The sequence below is a fragment of the Saccharopolyspora shandongensis genome (assembly GCF_900106995.1).
Classification (GTDB): Bacteria; Actinomycetota; Actinomycetes; order Mycobacteriales; family Pseudonocardiaceae; genus Saccharopolyspora; species Saccharopolyspora shandongensis.
Genome location: NZ_FNOK01000004.1, coordinates 78,094 through 102,657 on the forward strand (window position 1 = coordinate 78,094; position 24,564 = coordinate 102,657).

General features: G+C 70.7%; 15 protein-coding genes and 1 pseudogene. 9 read left to right on the forward strand and 7 right to left on the reverse strand.

The window, feature by feature from the left end; all coding sequences use genetic code 11:
• Nucleotides 1-12: 12 nt before the first annotated feature.
• Nucleotides 13-270, reverse strand: a complete 258-nt coding sequence (locus BLW84_RS05300) for an acyl carrier protein (RefSeq protein WP_093261905.1) — start codon at nucleotides 268-270, stop codon at nucleotides 13-15.
• The gene (locus BLW84_RS05305; protein ID WP_093261907.1) at nucleotides 267-1,337 is read right to left on the reverse strand and encodes a beta-ketoacyl-ACP synthase III; all 1,071 of its coding nucleotides are present in this window, start codon (nucleotides 1,335-1,337) and stop codon (nucleotides 267-269) included. The genes BLW84_RS05300 and BLW84_RS05305 overlap by 4 nt, the downstream gene beginning before the upstream one ends.
• Before the next feature lie 333 nt (nucleotides 1,338-1,670).
• On the opposite strand from BLW84_RS05305, the pseudogene BLW84_RS05310 reads away from it, so the two are divergent.
• The 7 genes and pseudogenes from BLW84_RS05310 to BLW84_RS05340 form a co-directional block, all read left to right on the forward strand.
• Nucleotides 1,671-7,310 (forward strand): annotated as a pseudogene (locus BLW84_RS05310) (type I polyketide synthase); the annotation flags it as partial.
• Between the two features lie 25 nt (nucleotides 7,311-7,335).
• Nucleotides 7,336-12,843 carry a type I polyketide synthase gene (locus BLW84_RS05315; RefSeq protein ID WP_093261912.1) on the forward strand — a complete coding sequence of 1,836 codons (5,508 nt, stop codon included), beginning with the start codon at nucleotides 7,336-7,338 and terminating at the stop codon, nucleotides 12,841-12,843.
• 56 nt (nucleotides 12,844-12,899) lie between these two features.
• Nucleotides 12,900-14,714, forward strand: a complete 1,815-nt coding sequence (locus BLW84_RS05320) for a type I polyketide synthase (RefSeq protein WP_093261915.1) — start codon at nucleotides 12,900-12,902, stop codon at nucleotides 14,712-14,714.
• Entirely contained in the window at nucleotides 14,711-16,297 is a 1,587-nt protein-coding gene (locus tag BLW84_RS05325) for a fatty acid--CoA ligase (protein ID WP_093261917.1), read from the forward strand. Before BLW84_RS05320 ends, BLW84_RS05325 begins: the two co-directional genes overlap by 4 nt.
• Nucleotides 16,298-16,364: 67 nt before the next feature.
• The gene (locus tag BLW84_RS05330; RefSeq protein ID WP_177226297.1) at nucleotides 16,365-17,618 is read left to right on the forward strand and encodes a cytochrome P450; all 1,254 of its coding nucleotides are present in this window, start codon (nucleotides 16,365-16,367) and stop codon (nucleotides 17,616-17,618) included.
• Nucleotides 17,615-17,854: a ferredoxin gene (locus tag BLW84_RS05335; RefSeq protein WP_093261921.1), complete on the forward strand. Its 240-nt coding sequence runs from the start codon at nucleotides 17,615-17,617 to the stop codon at nucleotides 17,852-17,854. The genes BLW84_RS05330 and BLW84_RS05335 overlap by 4 nt, the downstream gene beginning before the upstream one ends.
• Nucleotides 17,851-18,648: a methyltransferase domain-containing protein gene (locus BLW84_RS05340; RefSeq protein WP_177226298.1), complete on the forward strand. Its 798-nt coding sequence runs from the start codon at nucleotides 17,851-17,853 to the stop codon at nucleotides 18,646-18,648. The genes BLW84_RS05335 and BLW84_RS05340 overlap by 4 nt, the downstream gene beginning before the upstream one ends.
• Before the next feature lie 199 nt (nucleotides 18,649-18,847).
• On the opposite strand, the gene rdgB is transcribed toward BLW84_RS05340, so the two are convergent.
• Genes rdgB through BLW84_RS05365 form a run of 5 tightly spaced genes read right to left on the reverse strand, consistent with a single transcriptional unit; the run spans nucleotide 18,848 to nucleotide 22,438 of the window.
• Nucleotides 18,848-19,453, reverse strand: coding sequence for an RdgB/HAM1 family non-canonical purine NTP pyrophosphatase (rdgB, locus tag BLW84_RS05345; RefSeq protein WP_093261925.1), 606 nt, complete (start codon nucleotides 19,451-19,453; stop codon nucleotides 18,848-18,850).
• Nucleotides 19,450-20,205, reverse strand: coding sequence for a ribonuclease PH (gene rph / locus BLW84_RS05350; RefSeq protein WP_093261927.1), 756 nt, complete (start codon nucleotides 20,203-20,205; stop codon nucleotides 19,450-19,452). The genes rdgB and rph overlap by 4 nt, the downstream gene beginning before the upstream one ends.
• A 57-nt stretch (nucleotides 20,206-20,262) precedes the next feature.
• Nucleotides 20,263-21,033 (reverse strand): MBL fold metallo-hydrolase, encoded by a 771-nt coding sequence (locus BLW84_RS05355; RefSeq protein ID WP_093261929.1) that lies wholly within the window; start codon nucleotides 21,031-21,033, stop codon nucleotides 20,263-20,265.
• Nucleotides 21,030-21,845, reverse strand: coding sequence for a glutamate racemase (gene murI / locus BLW84_RS05360; protein ID WP_093261931.1), 816 nt, complete (start codon nucleotides 21,843-21,845; stop codon nucleotides 21,030-21,032). Before murI ends, BLW84_RS05355 begins: the two co-directional genes overlap by 4 nt.
• Nucleotides 21,842-22,438, reverse strand: a complete 597-nt coding sequence (locus BLW84_RS05365) for a rhomboid family intramembrane serine protease (protein WP_218157212.1) — start codon at nucleotides 22,436-22,438, stop codon at nucleotides 21,842-21,844. The genes murI and BLW84_RS05365 overlap by 4 nt, the downstream gene beginning before the upstream one ends.
• A gap of 186 nt (nucleotides 22,439-22,624) precedes the next feature.
• Here BLW84_RS05365 and BLW84_RS05370 point away from each other — a divergent pair, with 186 nt between their 5' ends.
• Nucleotides 22,625-23,455: an SMP-30/gluconolactonase/LRE family protein gene (locus tag BLW84_RS05370; protein WP_093261933.1), complete on the forward strand. Its 831-nt coding sequence runs from the start codon at nucleotides 22,625-22,627 to the stop codon at nucleotides 23,453-23,455.
• A gap of 248 nt (nucleotides 23,456-23,703) precedes the next feature.
• Nucleotides 23,704-24,561, forward strand: coding sequence for a hypothetical protein (locus BLW84_RS05375; protein WP_093261935.1), 858 nt, complete (start codon nucleotides 23,704-23,706; stop codon nucleotides 24,559-24,561).
• Nucleotides 24,562-24,564 lie beyond the last annotated feature (3 nt).

The window sequence follows — 24,564 nt, forward strand, 5'->3', positions numbered from 1 at the left end:
TCTTGCGGCTCGTCAGGAGGCCTTGTCCACTCCCGGAACGTGCTTGGCATCGATCAGCGACGCCGTGTCCGCGAGGGTGAGGTCCTCGGACAGCTCGTCGTCTTCCACCGTGACGCCGAGATCGCGCTTCACCCGGAGCGAGAGCTCCACGAAGGTGAGCGAGTCGATGCCGAGGTCGGCGTAGCTGAGGTCCGGGGCGAGTTCGTCCACCGGTGTGTCGTGGATCTGCCCAAGGATGGCGACCAACTGCTCGTACGTGGTGCTGCTCACGGTTCGCTCCTCACGGTTGCTGCCAGTGGTGGGTCGATGTCGGGCCAGCGCAGGACGCAGGACCCCCAGGTCAGCCCGCCGCCGAACGCGGTGAGGAGCACCCGGTGCCCGGGCCGCAGCGCACCGCTGGCCGCCGCGTCGTTCAGCGCCAGCGGGATGGTGGCCGCACCGGTGTTGCCCACCTCGACGAGGTTCTGGGCGCAGCGGTCCGGGTCGATTCCGAGGTCGTCGGCCACGGTCCGCAGGATGCGCAGGTTGGCCTGGTGCGGCACCAGGAGGTCCACATCGTCCGGCTTCCACCCCGCGGCGGAGAGTGCGGCCCGCGACGAGTTCGCCATGCGCGTGGCCGCGTGCCGGAAGACTTCCTTGCCCCGCATGGAGAAGTGCTGTTCGGCTCTGGTCGGCGGCCGGTCGGATGCGCGCTGGCGGGACCCGCCTGCCGCGATGATGATCAGCTCTTCCCCGGTGCCATCGCTGCCGAGTTCGAAGTGGCCCACCGCGCCGAGTTCGTCGGGGTCGCCGGCCCGGAGGACGAGGGCACCGGCGCCGTCGCCCAGGATGACGGCGTTCGTGCGATCGCTCTGGTCGACGACCGTCGAGTAGACGTCGGCCCCGATCAGCAGAACCCGCCGCGAGACACCGGCCGCGATCAGCCCGGAGGCCACGGCCAAGCCGTAGACGACCCCGCTGCACACGGCCGAGACGTCGAAGGCCGCGGCCTCCTGGAGGCCGAGCCGCGACGCGACCAGGGGAGCGGTGCCCGGGCAGGGGCGATCCGGCGTGGCCGTGGCGACGATGACGGTGTCCGGCGCCTCCCCGCCGGCGGAGTGCAGCGCACGCCTCCCGGCTTCCACCGCGAGGTCGGAGGTGGCCTGGCCCGGGTCGACCGCCCGTCGAGCCCGGATCCCGGTGCGAGTGGTGATCCACTCGTCGGTGACGTCGAACCGCTGTGAGAGTTCTTCGTTCGTGATGACCCGCTGCGGCACCCAACCGCCGAGTCCGCACACGACCGCTGCCCTGCCGGATGGTTTTTCGGACGAACCGGGGGATCTTCCGCTGATGCTCATCGCGATACCTCTGCTGAACAGGTGGAGTGTTGTCATCCACGAGGCGGGGAGACGACTTCCACCACAATGCACGGGGACTCGCATTGTCAACGGAAACGGCGGTTTCTAAAGCGCCTCTAAAGCAGCACCAAGAATCCGGATGCGGGTTTCTTGTCCGCCCGGTCGAACTGCAGTATTCCTAGGACCACTTCGACGGTTGATCAGCCGCCCCTCCGACGATTCCGCCAGGAGTCGCCGAAAGCGGGCCGTCTTGCCGTGCGGGCACCGCGCGGTTGTGGAGGCGCGATTTCCATGGACCTTGCTTCAGCGCACGCCCAGCGGCCGATCCGCATGTCCGGCCGGGAACGGACCGGCTTCCTGCTCGGCCTCGTCCGTGGTCAGGTGGCCGAGATCCTGGGCTACGCCGATGTGGCGGACGTGGCGATCGATGCGACCTTCCTCGACCTCGGCCTGGACTCGCTCACCTCGGTCGACCTTCGTGATCGACTGGCCGCCGCCTGCGAGCTGGAATTGCCCGCCACGATGGTCTTCGACCACCCCACGCCCACGCAACTGGTCGAATTCTTGGAAACCCGACTGGCCGGCCATTCGGAAACCGCCGCTGAACCTGCGCCGAATTTCCCGGTAAATCCGGCTTCGGACGAGCCGATTGCGATCGTGGGAATGGCCTGCCGATTCCCCGGCGGCATCAACACACCCGAAGACCTCTGGCACCTCGTCTCCACCGGCACCGAAGCACACACCCCCTTCCCCACCGACCGCGGCTGGAACCTCGACACCCTCTACCACCCCGACCCCGACCACCCCGGAACCAGCTACGTCCGCGAAGGCGGCTTCCTCAACACCGCCCTCCACTTCGACGCCACCTTCTTCAACATCACCCCACGCGAAGCACTCGCCATGGACCCCCAACAACGCCTCCTCCTCGAAACCACCTGGGAAGCACTCGAACGAACCGGCATCGACCCCACCACACTCCACAGCACCCCCACCGGCGTCTACACCGGCGCCGCGAGTTTCGACTTCCCGCTCATCGCCAAAGCCGTGCCAGACGGCGACATGTACTACACGACCGGCACGCAGGGCAGCGTGGCGGCCGGCCGGGTGGCCTACGCACTCGGGCTGGAGGGCCCCGCGATGACGGTGGACACGGCGTGTTCGTCGTCGCTGGTGGCGCTGCACCTCGCCGCGCAAGCCCTCCGCCAGGGCGAATGCTCGATGGCCCTGGCCGGCGGCGCGACCGTGCTCTCCGGTCCGAGCGTTTTCCTGGGGTTCTGCCGTCAACGCGCGCTGTCACGAGACGGCCGTTGCCGCGCCTTCGCGGCGAGCGCCGACGGGTTCGGGCCCGCCGAGGGCGTGGGGGTGGTGGTGCTGGAGCGGCTCTCCGACGCCCAACGACACGGACACCGCATCCTCGCCGTCCTCCGCGGATCAGCCGTCAACCAAGACGGCGCCTCCAACGGACTCACCGCACCCAACGGACCCGCCCAGCAGCGAGTCATCCGCCAGGCACTCGCCAACGCACAACTCGACCCCGCCGACATCGACCTCATCGAAGCCCACGGAACCGGCACCCCCCTCGGCGACCCCATCGAAGCCCAAGCGCTCCTCGCCACCTACGGCCAGGACCGACAACACCCAGCGCTACTCGGATCGCTCAAATCCAACATCGGCCACACCCAAGCCGCCGCAGGCATCGCCGCACTCATCAAGACGACCCTCGCCCTCCAACACGCCACCATCCCCCCCACCCTCCACATCGACCAGCCCACGCCCCACGTCGACTGGACGACCGGAGGCCTCCAGCTCGCCACGGAAACCCAACCCTGGCCCCGCACCGGCCACCCCCGCCGCGCCGCCATCTCCTCCTTCGGCATGAGCGGCACCAACGCCCACGTCATCATCGAACAAGCACCACCGGAACAGGATCAGCCCGCTGTGCCTGAGGAACCGGCATCCCGTGCGACGGGCGAGGTGGTGCTCTGGCCGATCTCGGCGCGATCGGAGAAGGCGCTCCGCGCCCAAGCCGCGCGCCTCGCCGACCACCTCACCACCGCACCCGCGACACCCGACGCCGCCCTCGCCTCCGCCCTCGCACACCACCGCACCACCTTCACCCACCGCGCCGTCACCCTCGCCCGAACCCGCACCGAAGCAGTGGCCGGTTTGCAGGCCCTCGCCGCCGGAGAACGACCCCCGGGTGAAGGCGTACCGGAGGTCGTCACCGACACGGCCGTCGACAGCGACGGTGTGGTGCTGGTGTTCCCCGGCCAGGGCTCGCAATGGGTCGGCATGGGACGGGAACTGCTCGAAACCTCGCCCGTCTTCGCCGACTGGGTCACCGAATGCGAACGAGCCTTCGCCCCCTACCTCGACTACGACCTCACCGCAGTGCTCCGCGGCGACGCCGATGCTCCCCCGCTTGAGCGCATCGACGTCGTCCAACCCGCACTGTTCGTCATGATGACCGGCATCGCCGCCCTCTGGCAGCATGCGGGCCTCACCCCCGCCGCCGTCATCGGGCACTCCCAAGGCGAAATCGCCGCCGCCTGCGCCATCGGAGCGCTCACGCTCCCCGATGCGGCACGCATCATCGCCCTCCGCAGCCGGCTCCTGACCAGCCTGACCGGTGAGGGCGCGATGGCCGCCACCATGCTCGACCGCGACCGGCTGGAAGAGCGGTTCGCCGATTGCCACGGCGAACTCTCCACAGCCGCCATCAACTCGCCGACCTCCACGGTGGTCTCCGGCGATGCGTCGGCCGTGGCGGAGTTGCTGGAGCGGTTGCAGGCCGAAGGCGTGTGGGCTCGGCGGATCCCCGTTGACTACGCGTCGCATTCGGCTCATGTCGATGCGGTGCGGGGCAGGCTCCAGGAACTGATCTCGGACGTCCAGCCGCGATCGACGGAGGCGGTGTTCTGCTCGTCGGTGACCGGCGACGTCATCGACACCAAGGAACTCGACGCCGACTACTGGTTCCACAACCTGCGACAGCCCGTCGAATTCTTCGCAGCGGTCGAAACGCTGCTCGAACGCGGACACAGGATCTTCATCGAAGCCAGCCCGCACCCCGTCCTCACCACCGCCCTGGAACAAACCCTCGACCACGCCCCACAGAGCGGAGCCGCACTACCCACCTTCCACCGCGACCACAGTGGACCGGACGCGTTCGCGACGGCAGTGGCGCGCGCGCACGTGGCGGGAGCGGAACTGGACTGGGCGGCTGTGCTCGGTGCGCGCCCCGTGCACGTCGATCTGCCGACATACGCGTTCCAGCGCGAGCGCTTCTGGCCGGACACACCACCCACGACGTCGAGTGCCCCGGAGGCTCTGGGGCTGGAGAGCACGGAGCACCCCCTGCTGGGTGCGGCCGTCACCTCAGCGGAATCCGGCGAAATACTGCTGACCGGACGCCTGTCCTTGACCACCCACCCCTGGCTCGCCGACCACGCCGTCTCCGGAGCGGTGCTCCTGCCCGGGACCGGCTTCGTCGAAATGGCATTGCGCGCCGGCGAAGAAGCCGACTGCAACGAACTCGCCGAACTCGTCCTGGAAACCCCGCTCGTGCTCCCCGAACGGGGCGGTGTCCACCTCCAGGTGCGGGTAGCCCCGGCCGACGAGACCGGGCACCACGCGGTGTCGATCCATTCCAGGCCCGAAGACGCCCCGACGTGGAGCCGTCACGCCATCGGCCTGCTCACCACGACCACCACCACACCGGCCACCACCTTCAGCCCCTGGCCACCCCCTGACGCACAACCCGTCCCGACCGAGAACTTCTACGCGAACGCCACCACCAACGGATACGACTACGGGCCCGCGTTCCAAGGACTCCGCGAAGCATGGCGACGGGACGACGAGCTCTTCGCCGAAGTCCACCTCCCCACCACCGACGGCTACCGGCTCCACCCCGCTCTCCTCGACGCAGCACTTCACCCGATGCTGCTGGACACCGGCCTCGATTCCACGGGCGACGGGCCCTCGCTGCCGTTCGCCTGGCGAGGCGTGTCACTTCACGCCACCGGAGCCACCGCGCTCCGGGTGCGGCTGGTGCGTCAGGGCCCGGGAGAGGTTTCGGTCGAGCTCGCCGACCACACCGGCCAACCCGTGGCGTCCGCGCAGTCCTTGGTAACACGGCCCGTTCCGAACGAACGGCTGCGCAACCTCCGCGGCACCCCTGGCCAGACGTTCCGCGTGGACTGGCGGGCGCTTCCGCTGCGCGAGGCCCCCGAAGCCGAGGACTGGGTGGGCCTGGGCACCGGCGATTTCTCGGCTCGCTGCGGGCGAACCGTGCGCAACCACCCGGACCTGGCATCGCTGCGCGCCGATCTCGATCGCGGGCGGCCCGCTCCAGGCGTGGTCGTGGTGCCGTGCTCCGGTCCGGCCGCCGTGACGGACGCGGCCGACTCGGCGATGGCCGTCACCGCGGACTTGCTGGCGGTCCTGCGCGAGTGGCTGGACGAGGACCGCCTAGGGGCTTCCCGCATGGTCGTGCTCACCAACGGGGCGATAACGGCGGCTGCGGATGAGGACGTCACGGACTTGGCGTGTGCCCCCGTCTGGGGTCTGGTGCGCTCGGCGCAGACCGAGCATCCCGGCCGGTTCCTGCTCGTCGACACCGACGACGCGCCGGCGTCTCGCCAGCTCCTGCCCGACGCGCTGGCGGCTGCTGTGGAAGCGGACGAGTACCAGCTGGCCGTGCGCCAAGGCGTCGCCCTGATGCCTCGGCTGACGCACCAGGGCGTGGACGGTAGCGACGACTCGCCTGCCCTGAACCCGCAGGGCACCGTCCTGATCACCGGCGGCACGGGCACGCTGGGCGGTTTGGTGGCACGGCACCTGATCCGGGCGCACGGCATCCGGCACCTGGTGCTGACCAGCCGCCGCGGCCCGCAAGCCCCTGGTGCGGCCGAACTCGAAGCCGACCTGTCCGGGCTTGGTGCCGGCGTGCGGATCGTCGCTTGCGATGCCGCCGACCGGGACGCATTGGCCCGGCTGCTCGACACCATCCCCGCCGAGCACCCGCTGACCGGCGTGGTGCACGCGGCGGGCGTCCTGGACGACGGCGTCGTTGGGTCGCTCACACCCCGGCAGCTCGAACACGTGATGGTCCCGAAGGTCCAAGCCGCCTGGAACCTCCACGAACTCACCGGTGACCTGGCGATGTTCATGTCGTTCTCCTCGGCCGCAGCGACTCTCGGTACCGGCGGCCAGGCCAACTACGCGGCCGCCAACGCCTTCTTGGACGCCCTGGCGGTGCACCGCCGGGCCCAGGGCCTAGCCGCCGTCTCGGTGGCCTGGGGCTTGTGGGAGCGAGCCACCGAGATGACACAGCACCTCGATCAAGACAGCACGGCCGCGCTTTTGCGCCGGTACGGCCTGCGTTCGCTCGAAACCGAACAGGGCCTCGCCCTCTTCGACGGCGCCATGGCCACCAGAGAGGCGGTGCTGGTCGCGGCGAGGATGAGCACCTCCGCGCTGCGATCCGCCGGCGCGGAGCCGATACCCGCGGTGCTGCGGGGCCTGGTGCGTGCGCCGCTGCGCCGCGCGGCGGCGAGCAGCTCAGCGGTCGACGCCTCCGGATTCGTCGAGCGCCTGCGGGCGTGCTCGGCCGAGGATCGGGACCTCAGGTTGCGCACCCTCGTGCAGACCGAGATCGCCGAGGTCCTGGGCGGTGTCAGCGCCGGTGAAGTCGGGCTCGATCGCAGCTTCAGCGAGCTCGGCTTCAGCTCGCTCACCGCGGTCGAGCTGCGCAATCGCCTTTCCCAGGCCACCGAGGTCCGGCTGCCGACGACGCTGGTCTTCGACTACCCGACCCCGCGTGCGCTGGCCGGCTACCTGCGGGAGCTGCTGGTTCCGGACAGCACCGCCGTTGCTCCAGGCGATGCACCGGCTCCGCAGGACGACTCGGACATCGCCGCCATGAGCGTGGATGAGCTGGTCCGGTTGGCCCTCGACGACCACCCCCTGTGATCGCACTCGAAGAACGAGGTTCGTGATGGATGCGTCCGAGGACAAGCTCGTTGAGGCGCTGCGCGCGTCAGTGACCGAGGTCCGCCAATTGCGCAACGAGAACCGGCAACTGCGCGAGGCCGTGCAGGAGCCGATTGCGATCGTGGGAATGGCCTGCCGATTCCCCGGCGACATCAACACACCCGAAGACCTCTGGCACCTCGTCTCCACCGGCACCGAAGCACACACACCCTTCCCCACCGACCGCGGCTGGAACCTCGACACCCTCTACCACCCCGACCCCGACCACCCCGGAACCAGCTACGTCCGCGAAGGCGGCTTCCTCAACACCGCCCTCCACTTCGACGCCACCTTCTTCAACATCACCCCACGCGAAGCACTCGCCATGGACCCCCAACAACGCCTCCTCCTCGAAACCACCTGGGAAGCACTCGAACAAACCGGCATCGACCCCACCACACTCCACAGCACCCCCACCGGCGTCTACACCGGCGCCTTCCCGTCCAACTACTCGACGATGCTGCAACCCGCTTTTCCCCGAGTGGAGGGATATTTCGACATCGGCACCACGTCCAGCGTGATGGCCGGCCGGGTGGCCTACGCGCTCGGACTGGAGGGCCCCGCGATGACGGTGGACACGGCGTGTTCGTCGTCGCTGGTGGCGCTGCACCTCGCCGCGCAAGCCCTCCGCCAGGGCGAATGCTCGATGGCGCTCGCCGGCGGGGTGACGACGATATCGACCCCGACCGTCTTCATCGAGTTCAGCCGCCAGCGCGCGCTCGCACCCGACGGACGGTGCAAGCCGTTCGCCGCCGCCGCCGACGGCACCGCCTTCAGCGAGGGCGTGGGGGTGGTGGTGCTGGAGCGGCTTTCCGATGCTCAGCGGCTCGGGCACCGGATCCTCGCGGTGCTTCGCGGGTCGGCCGTCAACCAAGATGGCGCGTCCAACGGACTCACCGCGCCCAACGGGCCCGCCCAGCAGCGAGTCATCCGCCAGGCACTCGCCAACGCGCAACTCGACCCTGCCGCAGTCGATTTCATCGAAGCCCACGGAACCGGCACGACCCTTGGTGATCCGATTGAAGCGCAAGCGCTGCTGGCCACTTACGGCCAGGACCGCGAGCATCCCGCGCTCCTCGGGTCGCTCAAATCGAACATCGGTCACGCTCAAGCGGCCGCGGGGGTGGCCGGGCTCATCAAGTCCGTCCTCGCCATTCAGCACGGCACCATCCCCGCAACCCTCCACATCGATCAGCCAACACCGCATGTCGACTGGGAATCCGGTGCCCTGCAGCTGGTCACCCGAACCACTGCCTGGCCCGACACCGGTCGGCCGCGTCGTGCCGCGATCTCGTCCTTCGGCATGAGCGGCACCAACGCGCACGTCATCATCGAGCAGGCACCACCGGAAAGGGGCCAGTCCGCCGCACCCGCGGAACAGGTGTCCGATGGGACGGGCGGGGTGGTGATGTGGCCGATTTCGGCCCGCTCGGAGAAGGCGCTGCGCGCCCAGGCCGCGCGCCTGGCCGATCACCTCACCACCGACACCGAGGCACCGGACGCCGCTTTCGCCTCCGCGCTAGCGCATCGCCGTACCGCTTTCAGCCACCGGGCCGTCGTCGTGGCCCGCGACCGAATCCGAGCAGCCGCGGATCTCCGCATGCTGGCGACGGGCCGGCAAACCCCCGCCACGATCACCGGGTCCGCTGTGGACAGTGATGGTGTGGCGCTGGTGTTCCCGGGCCAGGGTTCGCAGTGGGTTGGCATGGGACGGCAATTGCTGGAGTCGTCGTCCGTGTTCTCCGACTGGGTCGCCGAGTGCGAGCGGGCTTTCGCTCCGCACCTCGACTACGACCTCGCCGCGGTGCTCCGGGGCGAGGAGGACGCTGCTCCGCTCGAACGAATCGATGTCGTGCAGCCGGCGTTGTTCGTCATGATGACCGGCATCGCCGCGCTGTGGCGTCACGCCGGCCTGGTACCCGCCGCCGTCATCGGGCACTCCCAGGGAGAAATCGCTGCCGCCTGCGCGGCCGGGGCGCTAACGCTCCCCGACGCGGCACGCATCGTCGCACTCCGCAGCCGGCTCATCAAAGAACTCGTCCGACCAGGCGCGATGGGCTCCGTCATGCTCAGCCGCGACGACGTCGAAAAACGACTCGCCGAGTGGAACGGCCGGCTGTCCCTGGCCGCCGTCAACTCACCCGCATCGACCGTGGTCTCCGGCGAGCCCGCCGCGATGCAGGAACTGTTCGCGCAGCTGGAATCCGACGGTGTCCGCGCTCGCCTCGTGCCGGTCGACTGGGCCAGCCACTCACCTCAGGTGGACGTGGTCGAAGGCAGGCTGCGCGAATTGCTGCCGGGGTTGCGGCCGCGCGCGGGTGACCTGATGTTCTGCTCGTCGGTGACCGGCGAGGTCCTCGACACCACCGAACTCGACGCCGACTACTGGTTCCGCAACGTGCGGCAGCCGGTGGAGTTCCAGTCGGCGGTGGAGGCGTTGCTGGAACGCGGGCTGCGGATCTTCATCGAAGCCAGTGCGCATCCGGTTCTGACCACTGCTCTGGAACAGATCCTCGACCACTCCCCGCGGGGTGGGGCCGCGGTGGCCAGTCTTCACCGCGATCAGGGCGGGCTGGTGGATTTCGCTGGTGCTCTGGCGCGCGCGCACGTGTCGGGAGCGCGGCTGGACTGGGCGGCGGTCCTGGGAGCCGCGCCCGGGCAGGTCGCCCTGCCGACGTACGCATTCCAGCGCGAGCGCTTCTGGCCCGACACCCCGCCTGGTCCGTCGAACGATCCGGAGGCGCTGGGCTTGGAGAGCACGGGGCATCCGCTGCTGGGGGCGGCGGTGGCCGCTGCGGAATCGGGCGAAGTACTGCTGACCGGGCGCCTGTCGCTGACGACCCATCCTTGGCTGGCTGATCATGCCGTCTCCGGTGCGGTGCTCCTGCCGGGAACGGCATTCGTGGAAATGGCACTGCGCGCCGGTCAAGAGGTCGGTTGCGATCGGCTGGCCGAGCTCGTCCTCGAAACGCCCTTGGTGTTGTCCGAACAGGGCGGTGCCCACCTCCGGGTGCGGGTGGGCTCGGCTGATGACGCTGGGCACCACGAGGTGTCGGTCCACTCCCGGCCGGATGATTCTCGAACCTGGACCCGGCATGCCATCGGTCAACTCGCCACGACGACCGAAGCACCGCCCGGCGACCTCACCACCTGGCCGCCTCCCAACGCGCAACCCCTCTCCACCGACGAGTTCTACGCCCGCACCACCGCCAACGGGTACGACTACGGGCCGACCTTCCAGGGACTGGACAAAGCATGGCGGCGAGACCACGAACTCTTCGCCGAAGTGCACCTGCCCACCGCCACCGACGACTTCCAGCTCCACCCCGCACTCCTCGACACCGCACTCCACCCGCTCGGGCTGGACAGCTCCGAGGTTCGGCTGCCGTTCGCGTGGCGAGGCGTGGCACTGCACTCCACGGGCGTGTCGGCGCTGCGGGTGCGGCTGACCTCAACGGGGCCTGGCACGGTGTCGCTGACGATGGCCGACACCAAAGGTCGACCGGTGGCGTCGGTGGACGAACTGACGTTGCGCGAGGTGACCTCGGAGCAGCTCGCCGCCCTGCGGGGCTCTCCTCAGGATTCGCTGTTCCGCACGCAGTGGCAGCAGGTGCGCCCGGCTGATGCAACCGGATCGTCGGCCGTGCTCGGCGGTGGTCTCGCGGTGCCGGGCGCCGAGCACCACGAGAGCCTGTCCGCCCTGCTGGCCTCGATCGACGCGGGACGACCGGTGCCGGACGTGCTGTTCGTGCCGCACCTCCCCGAGGCGGTGCCCGGCGACACCGCCGACCGGGCTCGCGCCACGACCTGCCGCGTCCTGGCGCTGCTCCAGTCCTGGCTGGCCGATGAACGGCTGGCGGAGTGCCAACTCGTGCTGGTCACCAGCGGCGCCGTGGCCGCAGGCCCCGACGAGGGCGTGGCGGACCTGGTCCACGCCGCGGCCTGGGGACTCGTCCGCTCCGCCCAGAGCGAGCACGCGGACCGGTTCGTCCTCCTCGACACCGATGCGACCGATGCGTCCCACGCGGTGCTCGGTGCGGCAGTGGCGACCGGCGAACCGCAGCTCGCCGTCCGCGCGGGCGCAGTCCACGTTCCCCGCCTGGTCCGCGCCGCCGCGCCGACCGCACCGCCCACGCCCTCGGTCGATCCGGACGGCACCGTGCTCGTCACCGGTGGGACGGGGGTGATCGCCGGCAGGCTCGCTCGACACCTGGTGGCCGACGGTGGGGTGCGGCACCTCCTGCTGGCCAGCCGCCAGGGACCGAAGGCCGCGGGAGCCGCCGAGCTCGAACGCGAACTCCGCGAGATGGGCGCGGCGACGGTCACCATCACCGCGTGCGACGTCGGTGACCGCGACGCGGTGGCCCGGCTGCTGGGCACCATCCCCGCGCAGCACCCGCTGACCGGCGTGGTGCACGCGGCGGGTGTGCTGGACGACGGGGTGATCAGCTCGCTCGGCCCCGACGGCGTTGTGCGGGTCTTCCGGCCGAAGGCCGACGCCGCACTGCACCTCCACGAGCTGACCAAGCAGCTGCCGCTGCGGCAGTTCGTGCTGTTCTCCTCCGCAGCCGGAACGCTCGGCGCTCCCGGACAGGGGAACTACGCGGCCGCGAACACGCTGCTGGAAGCTCTGGCTCGACACCGCCACGCCGCCGGATTGCCCGCCACTGCGGTGGCGTGGGGGTACTGGGACCAGGCCAGCGGCATGACGCAGCACCTGGACGAAGACCGGCTGACGGCCCAGTTGCGCCGCACCGCGATGCAACCCATCGGTGTCGACGAGGGGCTCGCCCTCTTCGACGCCGCCGTGACCACCGACGAGCCCGTGCTCATGGCGGCGCGGCTGAACACCGCGGCGCTGCGCTCCCCGGGACACCACGTCCCATCCGTCCTCAGTGGACTGATCCGGTCGTCCGCGAAGCGGGACACCGACCGCCCCGGGCACGCCGCTCCCGAGGAGCTGCGGGCGCGTCTGGAGCCGCTGCCGGAACCGGCGCGCTCGGTGGCTCTGCTGGATCTGGTGCGCGCCACGATCGCCGGGGTGCTGGGAATCGTCTCGCAGGACGGCGTGCCGGCCGAGCGGCAGCTGTCGGATCTCGGGTTCGACTCGCTCACCGCGGTGCAACTCCGCAACGCGCTCGCCGCGGAAACCGGGTTGCGGCTTCCGGCGACGCTCGTCTTCGACCAGCCGACGCCGACCGCGTTGGCCGGCGACCTCGGTGCCCGGCTCTTCGGCGAAGGCACGGGTCCGGGATCCGCCTCGGGTCCGTCGGTGTCCGACGCGCTCGCACACCTCGACCGGTTGGAGGAGTCGCTGGCCGCGGTCCCGCCGGATGAAAGCCGGGAGGTCATCGCGCGCCTCCAGGCGCTCCTGGCCACTCGCCTGGACAGCGCACCGGACGACATCGACCTGGAACTGGCCACCGACGAGCAGCTCTTCGGCCTGATCGACGAAGAACTCGGATCGGACTGACCCGCCGACCACCGCCCGGCCACCGGCCGGACCCGGATTTTCCCGAAAGGTGCCGCATGGCAGAGGACGACGAGCTCCGCGACTACCTCAAACGCGTCACGCTCGAGCTCCGCCGCGCCCGGCGTCGGCTGCAGGAGGCGGACGATCGGCAGCACGAGCCGATCGCGATCGTCGGCATGGCCTGCCGCTACCCCGGCGGGATCGGTTCGCCGGAGGACCTGTGGCGGCTGGTCGCGAACGGCGAGGAGGCGATCGGGGGGCTGCCGACCGATCGCGGCTGGGATGCTGCGGCGCCCACCGGATTTCCCCGCGCGGGCGGGTTCCTGCACGACGCCGCCGAATTCGACCCGGCACCGTTCCGGCTCTCCGCGGAGGAGGCGCGCGTCGTCGATCCGCAGCAGCGGCTGTTGCTCGAAACCAGTTGGGAAGCGCTGGAAAGGGCCGGGATCGACCCGACCTCGTTGCGCGGCAGCTCCACCGGCGTGTTCGCCGGTGTCATGTACAACGACTACGGCGGACACCTCGCCGCCAAGGGGTTCGACAGCGACCTGCTGGTCGGCAGCGCGCCCAGCGTTGCGTCCGGCCGGATCGCGTACTCCCTCGGACTGCAGGGCCCGGCGATGACCGTGGACACCGCGTGCTCCTCCGGGCTGGTGGCCCTGCACACGGCGCTCCACTCGCTGCGCCACCGGGAGTGCTCGCTCGCGCTGGTGGGCGGCGTGGCGGTGATGGCCACCCCGACGGCCATCCTCGCCTTCGGCCGGCAGGGAGTGCTGGCGCCGGACGGCCGGTGCAAGTCCTTCGCCGCGGCAGCGGACGGCTGGGGCCTGTCCGAGGGAGTGGGTGTCCTGGCGCTGGAGCGGCTGTCCGACGCCCGCCGTGCGGGCCGCCCGGTGCTCGCCGTGGTGCGCGGTTCCGCGATCGTGCAGGACGGTGCGTCGCACGGGCTCACTGCGCCCAACGGCCAGGCCCACCGGCGGATGATCCGGCAGGCACTCGCCGCCGCGCGGCTGTCGGCCTCGGACGTCGACGCCGTGGAGGCGCACGGCACGGGCACGCCGCTGGGCGACTCGATCGAGGCCCAGGCACTGCTGGACACGTACGGTGCCGACCGGACGAGGCCGCTTTGGCTGGGGTCGATCAAGTCGAACCTCGGCCACACCCAGGCGGCTGGTGGCGTGGCCGGCGTCATCAAGATGGTGATGGCGCAACGGCACGGCGTGCTGCCCAGGACGTTGCACAGCCGGGAACCGTCCCCGCTCGTGGATTGGGCGGGCGACGCGGTCCGGCTGCTGGTGGACGCCGCACCCTGGCCGGAATCGGACCACCCGCGCCGCGCAGCGATCTCGTCGTTCGGCATCAGCGGAACCAACGTCCACGTCATCGTCGAGCAAATGCCGGACGACCCCGAGAACCGACCGGATCCGGGGCAGTCCCCCGAGGGCGCGCCGTGGTTGCTGTCTGCGGCATCGCCCGAGGCGCTGCGGGCTCAGGCGGCCAGGCTCTCCGCTCACCTGGCCGCGCGCCCGGAGCCGACCGACCTGGACGTCGGCCATTCGCTGGCGAGGAGCCGGGCCGGGTTGCCGCACCGCGCCGCAGTGATCGGCAACGGCCGGGAGGAGCGCAGGCGGGCGTTGGCCGCTCTCGCGGAGGGCCGAACGGCGACCGAGCTGATCCACGGCGGTGACGCGCCTTCGGAACCGGGCTCCGCGGAGGTCGACCGGCTCGTCGCCGCCCACTGCCGCGGCGGGTCCGTGGACTTCGACGCCGCCTTCCCGGGGGGCCGGCTGGTCGACCTGCCCACGTATCCCTTCCAGCACCGGCACTACTGGCTGCAGTCCGACGATCCCGAAGGGTTTGGTGCACCATGACCGAAAAGACCTCGCTTCCGACGCAACGGCGGACGCTCGACGCGAGGCTCGCTTTCCACGCCGCGAGCCGGCCGGAGCAGACGGCCATCCTGCACGACGGCAACCGGACGAGCTACGCGCAGCTGCACCGGGAGAGCAGCAGGGGGGCCTGCGCACTGCGGGCGGACGGCCTCGGCAAGGGCGCCCGAGTCGCCTACCTGGGGAAGGAATCGGAGAGCTACTACGAACTCCTCTTCGCCTGCGCCAAGAGCGGGGTGGTACTCGTCCCCATCAACTGGCGGCTTGCGGCCGACGAGGCCGAGTACATCCTGCGCGACTCCAGCGCCGAACTCCTCTTCGTGGAGCAGGAATTCCTCCCGGTGGCGCAGCAACTCCTCCCAGAGCTGCCCGAACTGCGAAAGCTGGTGCTGCTCGACTGCGCGGATCCGGCGGGCCCCACCGTCGCGGAGTGGAAGGAATCCGGTGCGGCGGCGGAGGAACCGAGCGGCTCGCACACCGACGACCCGATCGCCCAGATGTACACCAGCGGCACGATGGGCTATCCGAAAGGGGTGGTCCTGGCCCACCGCACCTTCTTCGCGGTGCGCGGCCTGCTGGACGAACACGGCCTCGACTGGATCGACTTCAAGCCCGGGGACAGGAGCCTGATCGGCATTTCCGGCTCCCACATCGGCGGGATCTGGTGGGCGACGCAGGGTTTCAACGCGGGCATCACGAACGTGGTCATCCGGTCCTTCACCAGCGGGGAAGCCCTGGACCTGTTCCGGTCGAGCGGCATCACCACGGCCTGCATGGTCCCGGCCATGCTGCTGATGCTGCTCGCGGAACCCGGTGCGTCGAGCGAGGATTTCGCCACCCTGCGCAAGACCGTCTACGGCGGATCGCCGATTTCGGAGTCGTTGCTCCAGCGCTGCATCGACACCTTGAAGTGCGATCTCGCGCAGATCTACGGCCTGACCGAAACCGGGAACACCGCCGTGTGCCTGCCGCCGCAGGACCACGTGCCGGGAAGCCCGCGGCTGCGCGCGGCCGGGCGGCCGTACCCGGGCGTCGAACTGAGGATCATCGACGAGGGCGGAAACCCGGTCGGGCCGGGCGTGATCGGCGAGGTGTGCATCAAGACGCCCGCTCACATGCTCGAGTACTGGCGGCTGCCCGACGCGACGGCGGGCACGCTGATCGACGGCTGGGTCCACACCGGCGACGCGGGCTACCTGGACGAAGACGGCTACCTGTTCATCCAGGACCGCATCAAGGAGATGATCATCCGCTCCGGCGAGAACATCTACCCCGCCGAAGTGGAGAACGCGATCAGCGCACACCCGGCGGTCCTGGACGTGGCGGTGGTCGGGGTCCCGGACGAACGCTGGGGCGAGGCCGTTCAGGCGTTCATCGCCCGACGCCCGGGGGCTTCGGTCGCCCCCCACGAGATCCGGGCGTTCCTCCGCGGACGGATCGCCGACTTCAAGATCCCCACGAAATACGAGTTCATCGACGCTGTGCCGCGCAACCCGAGCGGCAAGATCCTGCGCCGCGTCCTGCGGGAACGGTTCTGGGGGGAACGCGAAAGAGCCGTGAACTGATCCCCCAGACCCGCCAACACCCAGGCGGCGAATGCCGCCGCGGGCCGAAGATGAGAGGAAAGCGACCATGTCCGATGTGACCGCCGAACCGACCGGCGAGAAGGTCAAGCCCGCCTTCAAGCCCTACGACGGCAAAGCCGACCACCCGTGGGAAGAACTCGCCCACGACCGCGCGCGCTGCCCGGTCGTCCACCACCCCGAGCTGAACTCGATCCAGGTCACCACCTACGAGGGGATGAAGACGGTAACGCGCAACAACGCGGCGTTCTCCAGCACGCACAGCGCATCGTGGCCGATGGAGAAGCCGGTGCCGGTGGAAAACCAGGTGTTCGCCTTCGCCGACCCGCCGCGCCACACCCGCCAGCGCCGGCTGGTCGTCAAGGCCCTGTCGGCGTCGCGAATCGAGAGCATGCGGCCGTTCGCGGAACGCACGGCGAACGACCTCATCGACGCGGTCGTCGCCAAGGGCGACGAGTTCGACCTGATGGCCGACTTCGCCGAGCCGATGAGCGAGGCGCACATCTGCGAACTGCTCGGCATCCCGGACGACGTCCGGCAGCAATTCCTGCACATGTCGATGCTGACGGACACCACCGCGCAAGCCAACAGCGCGGGAACCGCGAGCCCCGAGGTGGAGAACTGGCGGCAGTTCCTCAAGGAGGCGGTGCAGTCCCGCCGTGCGGCGGGGCCGGGCAGCGACGACCTGCTCACCACATTGTGCTTCGCCGAGGAGGACGGCTACCAGTTCGACGAGAACGAGATCGGTCTCGTCCTCATGGGACTCATCGCGGGAGGCGGCTCGACCGGTCCCGCCATCGGCAACCTCGCCTACGCGCTGGAGCAGCACCCGGAGCAGAAGGCCAAGTACCTCGCCGACATCGACGGCCTGACAGACGCGGCGGTGGACGAGGGGTTCCGCTACGACGGACCGATCCTGGGCCTGTACCGCATGACGCTGCAGGAGGGGACCATCCAGGACGGGTTCCGCGCCAGCCCGGGAGACCGGATCTGGTTCTCCCTCGCGGCCGCCAACCACGACCCCGAAGCCTTCGACCGGCCGGACGAGTTCATCCTCGACCGCAACTGGTCGGAGCTGCCGCCCGTCATGGCCTTCGGCCACGGTCCGCACCACTGCATCGGCATGAACCTCGGTCGGCTACAGGTCGAGGTGGGGATCTCCACGCTGTACAAGCGACTCCCGAACCTGCGGCTGCGACCGGGCTTTCAGCCCCGCCAGATCCCGGGACCGCTGTTCCGGGCGTGGACCTCGTTGGAGATGGTCCACGACGGACCGGCCCGGCCGCGGACCGACGTCTCGTGAGCGGCCCGGAGCTGACCGGCGGCGGCCGACGCGTCGCGGTCGACCATTCGCTGTGCGGCGGAACCGGTCACTGCCAGGACATCGTTCCGGAGGTCTTCCGGCTCGACAAGGTCGAGCGGCGGGCGAAGTTGCGCGACGACGCCGACCTGGCCGAAGCCGCCTCGGACCGGCTCGCCCGGGCTGAGGCGTCCTGCCCGTGGTTCGCCATCACCTTCGAGCGGGAGGGCGAGCGGTGACCTACATCCTCGACCCGGCGTGGCACGCCGAACACGCCAGATTGGAGAACCTCGCCGGCCTCTACGATCCCGGCACCGCGGCGATCTGCGACCAGCTGGGCGTCACTGCCGGCTGGCGTTGCGCGGACCTCGGAGCCGGGACCGGCACCGTCGTGAAGATCCTCGCCGACCGCGTCGGTCCAGAAGGCGAGGTGCTGGCCATCGACGCCGACACCCGCTTCCTGGAACCGCTGGCGGGCGGACCGATCTCCGTCCTCGCGGCGGACGTCACCTCGGAACCACTGCCGGCGGACCGCTTCGATCTCGCGCACGCCCGGCTGCTGCTCGAACACCTCCCAGCGGCCGAGGCCGTGATCGAGTCGATGGCGAGGGCCGTGCGGCCGGGCGGATGGGTCTTCGTGGAAGACCTCGACTGGACCACGGCGTTGGCCGTGGATCCGCCGTCCGAGGCCCACGAACGGGTCATCCGGGCGTGCCACGAGCTGTTCACCGGCACGCCGTACGACCCGTCCTGCGGGCGGAAGCTACCTCGCCGCCTGCGCCGCGCCGGGTTGACCGACATCAGCGCGCGAACCACCGCGCTGTACCTGTCGTCCGATCCCGCCCGAGGGCTGCCGGGATGGGAGATGCTCGTCGACCAGCTCGCTCCCCGGCTGCTCGGGCTCGGGCTGGTGGGCCAAGCGGATCTCGATGCCTTCCACCGGCTGTGGCACGACGGCGACTCGATCTGCTTCGGGCCGCTGATGGTCAGCGCCTGGGGCCGCCGCCCGCCCGACGACAGGCGCGGGGAGTGAGTCCGTTCGCGCACCGCCGTCGAACCCGGTGAGCTCCGGACCGACGGCGATGCGGCCGGCTGCCGGGGAAAGGCGGGGGATCCGGGTGCGTTGAAACGCGCCCGGATCAACGGGCCGCCGCGGGGGCGGATCGGGGCAATCCCGCACCGCCCCCGCGGCGGCCCTCTTCACCGAAGCCACTGATCGCTGGAAGGGGCTCTCACTCCGCCAGTTCACGCAGCGCGGGGAGCAGCAGCCTGAGTGCTCGACCGCGGTGGGAGTCGGCGTCCTTCTCCTCCGGGGAGAGTTCCGCGCTGGTCCGGGTTTCGCCTTCCGGGACGAAGATCGGGTCGTAGCCGAAGCCGTTCGCTCCGCGCTCTTCCCGGATCACCGTGCCCCGCCACTCGCCGCGCACCACGGTTTCCGCGCCGTCCGGCAGCACCAGCGCCGACGCCGACACGAACGCCGCCCCGCGGCGCTCGTCCGGGACGTCCTCGAGCTGGCCCAGCAGGAGGTCCAGGTTCGCCTGGTCGTCGCCGTGCTTGCCCGACCAGCGGGCCGACAGGACTCCCGGCATTCCGTTGAGCGCGTCGACCGCGATGCCCGAATCGTCCGCGATCGCCGGCAGGCCGGTGGCCTTCGCCGCGTCCGCAGCCTTGGCCACCGCGTTCTCCTCGAACGTCGCGCCCGTCTCCGGCGCCTCCGGGAACTCCGGGACGTCGGCCAGGCCGATGACCTCGACGCCCGTCACGCCCTCGGCGACGAGGATTCGGCGCAGTTCCACCAGCTTCTTCTGGTTCCGGGTGGCCAGCAGCACTCGCGTCATGCCGCGCTCCCCGGGAGTTCGCCCGGGTAGGGCTCGGCCAGCGCCGCGGCCTGCAGCTGGGCCAGCTTGGCGCAGCCGTCCAGCGCGAAGTCGATCATCTTGTCCATCGTGGACCGCGTGTAGGTGGCGCCCTCGCCGGTGCCCTGCACCTCCACCAGGGTGGCGTGGTCGGTGGCCACCACGTTCATGTCCACCTCGGCGCGGGAGTCCTCCTCGTAGGGCAGGTCCAGCCGCACCCGGCCGTCCACCACGCCGACGCTCACCGCCGCGACCGAGCAGGACAGCGGCTTCGGGTCGGACAGGCGACCGGCCGCGCCCAGCCACGTCACCGCGTCGGCCAGCGCCACGTAGGCGCCGGTGATCGCGGCGGTGCGGGTGCCGCCGTCGGCCTGGATCACGTCGCAGTCCAGCGTGATGGTGTTCTCGCCGAGCGCCGCCAGGTCGATGCAGGCCCGCAGCGAGCGGCCGATCAGCCGGCTGATCTCGTGCGTGCGGCCGCCGATGCGGCCCTTCACCGACTCGCGGGCGCTGCGGGTGTTCGTCGACGACGGCAGCATCGCGTACTCGGCGGTCACCCAGCCGAGCCCCGAGCCGGTCCGCCAGCGCGGGACGCCCTCCTGGACGCTGGCCGCGCACAACACCCGGGTCTTGCCGAACTCCACCAGCACCGAGCCGGCCGGCCAGTCCTGGTATCCGCGCGTGATCCGCACCTCTCGGAGCTGGTCGTCGCTCCGCCCATCCGCTCGTGCCACGCCCCCAACCCTAAGCCCGACCGGCACCGACCCCGTCAGGGGCACCGCATGTGCGGGCTAGACGTCGTAGGTGCGGTCGGCGGCGACGAGCTCGGTCGGCCCGTCGAACGCCGCCTTGGCCTCGGCGAGGATCTCCTCGCGGTCCGCCCACGGCACGATGTGCGTGAGCAGCAGGCGGCGGGCCCTGGCCGCCTTCGCCACCTCGGCCGCCTGGCGGCCGGACAGGTGCACGCCCTCGGGCGCGTCCGGGAAGTCCGCCCAGGACGCCTCCGACAGCAGCACGTCGACGTCCGCGGCGAGCTCGGTCAGCTGCGAGCACGGCCCGGTATCACCGGTGTAGGCCAGCACTTTGCCCTCGGCCGCCACGCGGAATCCCCACGACGCGCACAGGTGCGCCACCGGCACCGCCTGCACCTCGAACGGGCCGACGCGAACCGGCTCCGCCGCGATCGGGATGAACTCGAACACATCGGACAGATCGGCCTCGGCCCGCTCGGTCGCGTCCGGCGCGTAGAGGGCCGCGAACCGCTCCGGGGCGTTCTCGGGCGCGATCACCGGCAACCGGCGCGCGGTCGGGTCGTGCGGCGGGTTCGGGTGGTAGCGGCGCAGCACCGCCAGCGCGCCGAAGTCCGCGCAGTGGTCCGGGTGCAGGTGGCTGAAGAACACCGCGTCGAGCTGGAACGGGTCGATGAACCGCTGCATCGCGCCCAGCGTGCCGTTGCCGAGGTCGAGCGCGATGCGCGTGCCGCCGGACTCCAGCAGGTATCCGGACGACGGCGAGTCCGGGCCGGGAAAGCTGCCGGAACAACCGAGGATCGTCAGCTTCATGCGATGGAGCTTGACACGGTGAGCGGCCGAACGGCATCGGCCACCACGGCCGGACCCAGGAAACGAGCCGCCAACCGGGCGAACCGGTCCGGCGCGCCGGTGGCGCGGAACTCGTGCTCGGGCACCGTCTCCGGGTCCGCGAGCAGGTCGTTCTCGGTGAGCGCGCGCAGCACGTCCTTGGCCGTCTCCTCCGCGCTGGAGACCAGCGTCACGTGGTCGCCCATCGCGAGCTGCAGCACACCGGTGAGCATCGGGTAGTGCGTGCAGCCGAGCACCAGGGTGTCGACGTCGGCCTGCTGCAGCGGGTCCAGGTAGCTCTGCGCCAGGCCGAGGATCTGCCGGCCGCTGGTGATGCCGCGCTCCACGAACTCCACGAAGCGCGGGCACGCGACCGTCGTGAGCGTGATGTCCCGGGCGGCGGTGAACGCGTCGTCGTAGGCGCGGGAATGGATGGTGGCCTTGGTGCCGATCACGCCGACGCGGCCGTTGCGGGTCGTCGCCACCGCACGCCGCACCGCGGGCAGGACCACCTCCACCACCGGGATGTCGTACCGCTCCCGGGCGTCGCGCAGGCAGGCCGCCGACGCGGTGTTGCAGGCGATCACCAGCATCTTCACGCCCTCGTCGACCAACGAGTCGGTGATCGCGAGGGTGCGGGCGCGGATCTCGGCCAGCGGCATCGGGCCGTACGGGGCGTTGGCCGTGTCGCCGACGTAGTGCACCGTTTCGGCCGGCAACTGGTCCATGACCGCGCGGGTCACGGTCAGCCCACCGAGGCCGGAGTCGAAGATCCCGATCGGGGCGTCAGTCACTCGGCCAGTTTGCCAGGCGCGGGTTCGGCGACCTGCCGACGAGTGCTGCGCGCCACCAACCAGGCCGCGAGCACCCCGCCCAGCGCGCCGAACAGGTGGCCCTCCCAGGAGATCCCGGGCTGGCCGGGCAGCACGCCCCACAACATGCCGCCCCAGTAGAAGAACAGCACCAACGCGACCAGGATCTGCGCGAAGCTGCGCTGGAAGAAGCCACGCAGCAGCAGGAACACCATCCAGCCGAAGATCACGCCGGACGCGCCGACGTGCACACCGGGTGCGCCGACCAGCCAGGTGCCGATGCCGCCGACGATCCAGACCGTCGCGGTCACCGCGATGAACTGCCGCAGCCCACCGGCCAGCACCAGCCAGCCGAGCACCAGGAACGGCAGCGTGTTCGCCCACAGGTGGGCCCACCCGGCGTGCAGCAGCGGCGCCCACAGGATGCCGCCCAGGCCGTCGACGTCCCGCGGCTCGATGCCGTAGGAGTCGAGGCTCGCGGCAGGGGTCGCGACGTCGTAGAACTCGATGCCGTAGAGCGCCGCGACGGCGATCAGCATCCCGACGGCGGCGCGCAGCGGGTTCTGGGGTAGCACTCGCGCCCGGCGGCGTTCAGGCAGTCGGTTCACACCAACGAGGCTACGCGGCGGAGTCCTCCCAGGTCTCGGGGATGACCCCGAGATTTGCCGTGGTCCGCACGTCACCGGGGCCGAGCCAAGATCAACAGGAGCCGCCCCGGTAAAGTCCCGGATCGTTGTGATCGTCCCCCCGAAAGGTGACTCGTGGGATCCCAGGTCGACATCGCGGTGCCCGCGGAGGCGCGATCCGGACAGGCACCGACCTGGGACGTCGGCACCGACACGCTGCTCTGGACCGACGCACCCGCCCACACCGCGCACCGCTACGTCCCCGGGCAGGCCGATCACGTGATGGGGCTGCCCCAGCAGGTCGGCGCCGCGAAACCGCGCAGCCGCGGCGGGCTGGTGCTGCACCTGGCCGAAGGCATCGCCCTGTACGACGCCGGCGGTGAACAGCGCACCTGGCTGGTCTACTGGGCCCGCGACGGCGTCCGGGCAGGGGCGACGACGATCGACCGCAAGGGCCGGCTGTGGGCGACGACGCTGGGCGCCGGGGGCTGGCTGGCCCGCGTGACGTCGGACGGCGCGGCGAACATCGCGGTGCCCGACCTGGTCGCCGGGCACGGCATCGGCTGGAGCCCGGACGACACCCGGATGTACCTGTCGGACGGCGCGGCGCGACGCATCGACGTGCTGGACTTCGACCTCGCCGCCGGTACGGCCGGCAACCGCCGGGCGCTCTGCGACGTCGACGGCGAGCCGGGCGGTCTGTGCGTCGACGACGCGGGCCGGATCTGGGTCGCGGTTCGCGACCGGGGCGAAGTCCGCTGCTACACCGCGGAAGGCGAGCTGGCGCGAACGATCCCGCTACCGGCGCGCCGCCCGACGGACTGCTGCTTCGGCGGCCCGGACCTCACGGACCTGTACGTCACAACGGCCCGCGACGCCGTCCCGGACCCGACCGAGGCGGACGGCGCCCTGCTGATCCTCCCGAACACCGGCACCGGCAACCGCCCCTTCGCCTTCACCGGCTGACCTGCCCGACTTTCCATTTTCGAGGCGACCGGGCCCAGGTCGAGCGGCAGCCCGTCGCGCTCGCAGCACACCGAGATCGCCGGCGCGCGCTGGTGTCAATACCTCGCTGGTCTTGATGTCGCGCGACCGCGGGGAGACTCCGCCGGCCGCTCGCGGCGGAATCGTGGTGGTCACCAGTCGCGTCAGTGGGCCGCGGCGCTTCGATGGGATTCGAGTTGACTGCCGAAAAACCACTACTCCGAACCGGGATGGCCGCGTGCGTCGCCGTGGTCGTGGCCGCAGCGGTGCGGCCGTGGATCCCGGAACTTCCCGAAGATCTCGACTACGCGCGGCATTACGGCTACACGACGCCGATCTGGATCACCCTGGCCGGTGCCGGCGCGGGCATCGCCGCGATGACCGTGTTGACCACCTGGCGGCGGCGCGTCGGGCTCGTCCTGGCGTCGGTGGCTGCGTTCCTGCTGCTCTGGACCTCCGGTGGTCTCGTGCTCGACGGCTTCCGCGCGTTCTTCAACCTGACCGGGATCCCGGCGGGCACGTTCTCCGTGGTGGACTGGCGTGGCGCGGCCGTCCGGGCTGCTGCCCTCGGCGCAGCCGCGGTACTCGTCGCGGTCCTGCTGGCCGACCGGAAGAATCGCGTGGCAGGCGGGGCTTGGCTGGGCTACACCGCATGCGCGCTGGCTTTCGTCTACCCGTTGCTGAAGATCTACTGGGCCGCCGGCGGCGCTTTCCTCCGGCCGGCCGGATACGACGAGACGCTGCCGGTCGCCGAGATGATCATGCTGGTCGGCGGTGGTGTGCTGTCGTTGCTGCTGGTGCAGCGCTGGGGCCGGGTGCTGCCGAGCTGGCTGCCGCTGGTCGGCGAGCACTCGGTGCCCCGTTTGTTGCCGATCACGACGGGCTGGCTGGTCAGCGCGGTGCTGCTCAACCAGGGGCTGCTGCCGGTCTTCGGGCTGCTCAACTCGGCGCTGCTGCGAACTCGGCCGGTGTTCGTCGACGCCGGAGCCTCGGTGTGGGCGGTGGGCGTGGTCTACCTGGGTTGGGCGCTGTTCGGCCTGGCGTTGGCCGGTGCGACTCTCGCCTACCAGCAGCAGACCCGGCGATAGCTT